Source organism: Gottfriedia sp. NPDC058432, assembly GCF_042721555.1.
In the GTDB taxonomy this organism is placed as follows: Bacteria; Bacillota; Bacilli; order Bacillales; family Bacillaceae_G; genus Gottfriedia.
The window spans coordinates 1-1,218 of record NZ_JBHXLC010000063.1 but is presented as its reverse complement, the minus strand read 5'-3'; the positions used below and the strand labels follow the sequence as shown (position 1 = coordinate 1,218).

At 35.3% G+C, this 1,218-nt stretch carries 1 protein-coding gene; it reads right to left on the bottom strand.

The features are described 5' to 3' along the window. Window positions 1-18: 18 nt before the first annotated feature. Window positions 19-1,139, bottom strand: a protein-coding gene (locus tag ACFWM3_RS24960) for an IS3 family transposase (protein ID WP_390313403.1) whose coding sequence is annotated in 2 segments (ribosomal slippage) — window positions 19-890 and window positions 890-1,139 — 1,122 coding nt in all. Because the reading frame shifts where the segments join, the coding sequence is not laid out codon by codon here. Window positions 1,140-1,218: the final 79 nt, after the last annotated feature.

Sequence of the window (1,218 nt, the reverse complement as noted above, 5' to 3'; positions counted from 1 at the left end):
TGGAATGTCAACACTTAACTAGACAACTTTCTTAAGGTGTACAAGTTTGAATTCAATTGGACTTAAATAACCAAGCGTCGCGTGAATGCGAATATGATTAAACCAATGAACGTAGTCATCTAATTCTCTTGTTAAATCTTCTAGATTCTCATAATGCTTGCCTTTAAGAAACTCTGTTTTAATGATTTTAAAGGTAGCTTCTGCGACTGCATTATCATATGGGCATCCCTTCATACTTAACGATCGTTGGATGTTAAATGTGGCTAACGCATCATCGATAATCTTGTTCTTAAATTCTTTCCCTCGATCTGTATGGAAGAGTTGTATCTTGCGAAGATCAACTTTAATTGATGCTAATGCTCGATAAACTAATAATGCATCTTTATTTGGACCCGTACTATAACCAATGATTTCTCGATTAAAAAGATCCACAAATACACATATGTAATGCCATTTTTTATTGACTCTCACATATGTTAAATCACTTACAACTGCTGATAATTCTTCAGTCTGTGTAAACTCACGATTTAATTCATTCCTCTGCTCAGATTCATTCGTTCCATTTGTATGTGGTTTAAACTGAGCGACTGCGTATTTGGAAACTAGACCCTGTTCTTTCATGATTCGACCAATGCGGCGTCTAGACACAATCTTACCAAGCTTCTTTAACTCGTGTTTAATCTTACGGGTTCCGTAGTTTTGGCGACTGTCATGAAAAATCTTAATGATATGAGACGTAATTTCATCTTCTGCTTGTCGTTCTTTTGCCTCATAATAATAGGTGCTTCTTGATAGTTGGAGGACATTGCACATTGCTGATATCGAGTATTTGTGCTGGTTATTCTTAATCACATTTACTTTCGTCCTATTATCAGCGCTGCTTGCTTTAAAATATCATTCTCCATTTCTAGTTGCTTGTTTCTTTTTCGAAGTTCGATCAGTTCCTTTTGTTCATCCGTTAGATTGTCTTTTTCCTTGAAAGATCCAGAGTTCTGATTTTGACCCACCCACCTATCTAAAGTAGAAGGAGTAAGGTCATACTCACGAATAATATCTTTTCTAGGTTTACCATTTTGAGATAATTGCACGATCTGTTGTTTAAATTCTTCAGTAAATGTTCTTCTAACTCTTTTAGTCATAGTAGATTCTCCCCGAATAATTAATAGCTTTAGTCTACTTGACCTTAAATTAATTGTCTAACTCAGTGTAGCCGATTCA